This is a genomic window from Nocardia sp. NPDC051911, assembly GCF_040681035.1.
In the GTDB taxonomy this organism is placed as follows: Bacteria; Actinomycetota; Actinomycetes; order Mycobacteriales; family Mycobacteriaceae; genus Nocardia; species Nocardia sichangensis.
Map to the genome: position 1 here is coordinate 1 of NZ_JBFAXY010000092.1, position 3759 is coordinate 3759.

1 protein-coding gene and 1 pseudogene are annotated in these 3759 nt (G+C 61.4%); both read left to right on the forward strand.

Going from position 1 to position 3759, the window contains the following annotated elements:
• Positions 1-76: 76 nt before the first annotated feature.
• Positions 77-461, forward strand: a pseudogene (locus AB0L97_RS38495) (DDE-type integrase/transposase/recombinase); the annotation flags it as partial.
• A 1671-nt stretch (positions 462-2132) separates the two neighbouring features.
• The coding region (locus tag AB0L97_RS38500; protein WP_364439981.1) for a condensation domain-containing protein at positions 2133-3759 on the forward strand (1627 nt) is incomplete at its 3' end.

Below are 3759 nucleotides of genomic sequence, written 5' to 3' on the forward strand. Positions count from 1 at the left end.
GCGACATCGACCGCAACACCTACAAAACCCAGATCAGCATCCATATCCTGCCCGGTTGACAACCGGGCAGGAACCCAAACTGCGCGGCCTTGGTACTAAGGCCGGACCGTCGGTTCATGACGACCTCGTCCAGCGCGAGTTCACGCGACCGCGCCGGACCAGCGATGGCTCATCGATATCACTAAGCACCCAAGCGGTGCGAGGGCGAGCTGTATCTGTGCGCGATCAAGGACTGCTATTCCGACAGAATTGCCGGCTAGAGATCGACTCGCGTATGAAGGCCTCGCCGGCGGTCGACGCTTCGAGCAATGCCATCGCGATGCGGGCGCCGGGCCGGCGCAATCATGCAGGGGGGCTACCAATTCCGGTCACGAAAGTTCCTTAGCCTGCTGTCGCGCAATGGTTTACGCGGTTCCATGGGAAGGGGCGAAGCATGTGGTGACAACGCTGCCAAAGACGCGCCGCCGAACGGCTGCGCCGGCTGCGCGGATCCGAAGGGGCCGTGGCAGCGGGTATCGGAGATGCAGGACAAGCTGCACCGTTGGGCGGTGGCCGACCCCGGTCGCCCGTTCGATGATGTGTTCAATCTCGTGCACGACCCGGCGACGCTGCGAGTGGCGTTCCACCGGCTCGCGGGCAACCGGGGCCGTAACTCGCCTGGCATCGATGGTGTCACCACCGACGATGTCGAGCACGGCTTCGGTGTCGATGGGTTCCTGGAGCATATGCGGTTGTCGTTGAAGGGCGGGTCGTTTCGGTCGGTCCCGGTGCGGCAGCGGCGGATTCCGAAACCGGGTGGATCGGAAAAGCTGCGGAAAGCTGGGCATTCCGACTATCGCGCATTGATCGACTCGATCGCGTTGGTCGTTCGAATCACCCGCCGAATCTCCAAGTCGTAATTGAGGAATGGAACGTTCGTACTCGACCTGGCCCCTTCCGTGCACATGCCCAATCCAACCGGAAGATTGCGGCCTATCGACATCTCGAGACCGGTCAGGTCGATGGTCCCGTCACCGAACTGACCTACCATGAACGCGGCGAGCCAGCCGACCTGACCGCCGCCGGTCACGCCATGGGCGCGCTCTGCTGCTGTGTCCGGCCGGACTGGCTTCATCACCGGAGTTATCGGATGTCTCACCGCAGGTATCGCACCGGTCCCGATGCCGTGGCGGCGGTCGCACGAATTCGTCTTTGACCTGCGGCATTGCGGCAGGCTATGACCGACGCCAAGGTGTCGGTAGTACTCACCAGCACGACGATCCTCGGTGCGTTGGCCGCCGCGGCCGCCCCTGGATTGGCCAGGCTGCGGTGGATTGTCGCCGACACCCTGCCAGCCGACGAAACTAATTCGATTGTGGCACTATGCAGCCCTGTTGACCTATCCGCACTCCACACTCGCATCGTCACGATGGAAGGGGCTACGTACGTGGCTCGACCGCTTCCCTGGATGCGCGTGAATGTCGCACTCACAGACACTATTGGCCGGAAGGTGATGGCAAAGCTGCATAACACTCGCCCGATAATATTGGCCGGAGGCGACGATATTTTATGGCTATGCATTGCAAGGTCTGCAGGGAAGAGCTGCCGCCGATAACGGATCGTTGTCGAAGTCTGCATATTGAGTACGACGAGTCATTGGGACCAGTGGACGCTCGAATGACTGCAGCGGATTGGTGGGCTGTTGCGAGTTGGCTGAATCCGAAGATGAATCTGCCCGTGGGGCAAATAGGAGCAGAGTAGGAAGGGGATAATTCGTATTCCCCTGAATTGCGGGTATGCAATTCCATGCCCCGAATGGCGTCAGGGATGCTGTTCTGCGGCTGAATAAGTTGCCCTACAGGAGCCGTGGTAGCTGAACGCAGATTGCACTGACCCGATGTGCCGGACACTACATCATCCGGGGTCGGCGAAGGCTCACAAGGTTGCGGCGGGGATTTAGCCGGTAAATGAGATATCGGCGATGGCATGACGAGAAGTGGCCGAGCTCCTGGGGTGACGCCTTGTGAGCTCAAATGTGTCGGTTCGACAGTCGAGCGCGGAACTCGAAACAGTGGTCCGTCGAATTAAGGGCATGAATGCCGGGAAAGCCGGGATGGTTCATCCGATGGTATGATATAGAATGAGGATTGAAGTTGGATCGGCTGGATTTCGGCGGAAACAGCGTAGCTGGTGGCGAACGGCTAGACGCTGATTCTGGGGTAGAACCCAGCCTGTCCGGCGCCTTCCCGTTGTCACCTGCTCAACTGGGTATTTGGTTCGCGCAGCATATGGATCCGCAAGTTCCGATCAGTATCGCGCAGTACGTGGACGTAGACGGCGATATTGATCGGCCAGTGCTGCGGGAAGCCAGCATCATTGCCTCGCGCGAGTTCGGCTCGGGCTTCCTGCGGATCATCGAACGTGACGGTGAACCGCTCCAGTACGTCGACTACTCGATTCCGGATTCCGACGATATCGGCTACGTCGATCTGCGGGCCGAGGATGACCCGTCAGCCGCGGCTGCCGCCTGGATGCGTGCCGAGTACAGCCGTCCGCTGTACATGGTTAACGACCGCCTGATAATGAGTGTGGTCCTGCAACTCGCGGACCGACACTGGTATTGGTATACGCGGGTGCATCACATTGTGCTTGACGGCTTCGGCGCGATGACCTGGCTGAAGCGGTTTGCGGAGATCTACACCGCGCTGCTGCAGGGCGCTGATGTTACCCCGTCCAGGGCTACCGACCTGCATACCATCTACGGGCAGGAGATCGCCTACCGGGAAAGCTCCCGCTTCGTCGCCGACAAGGAATACTGGGTCGGGCGGGTGGCGGGGCTGGAGGAAGGCACCAGCCTGGCGAGGGGTTCCGCGCCGCGCGCGGCGATCAACGGCATCGTGAGCGCCGCGCTGTCGGAGGAGCAGAACACTCTGCTGGACGCGGCGGTCGCGCGGCACGATTCCTCGCCCGCCGGTCTGCTGCTGGCCGGTTTCGCCGCGTATCTGGCGCAGTGGAACGGCGTCGAGGACGTCATTCTCAGCCTGCCGGTGACCGCGCGCACCACCGCGGCGATGCGCCGCTCGGGCGGCGTGTCGTCGAACATCGTGCCGCTGCGGCTGCACGTGGGCCACGACACGACGGTGTCGGGGCTCCTCAAGCAGGTCCAAGTTGAGGTCGTCGGCGCGCTGCGTCACCAGCGGTACCGACACGAGGACATCCGCCGCGACACGGCGGTCGGCGCTGTTCGAACCGAACTATTCGGTCCGTCTGTGAACATCATGCTGATCCACGACCGTCTGATTCTCGGACAGGCTGTGGGTAAGGTAAGGATACTTTCCACCGGTAACGTTCCGGATCTCGCTGTCAACTTGTATCAGTCCGAAGGTGGCGTCCGGTATCGCATCGACTTCGAGACCAACCCCAACCTCTACACCAAGGATGAGGCGCGAATGCAGCATTCGCGCTTTCTAAATTATTTCAAGGCGTTTCTTGCTGCGCGCGCAGATTTGCCGATTTGGGATCTGAAGATTCTTTCTAGCGATGAATCCCGTCGGGTGCTGGTAGATTGGAACGACACCAAGCATCCGTTGCCGGCGGCGACCCTGGTCTCGCTGTTCGAGGCGCAGGTCGCGCGCACTCCGGACAGTCCCGCGGTGACGTTCGAGGGGACGAGTCTGTCCTACGCCGAGTTCGCCCGCCGGGTGCACCAACTGGCGCGCTGGCTCAAGGTCAACGGCGTCGGCCCGGAATCGTATGTGGCGCTGGGCATGCGCCGCTCGA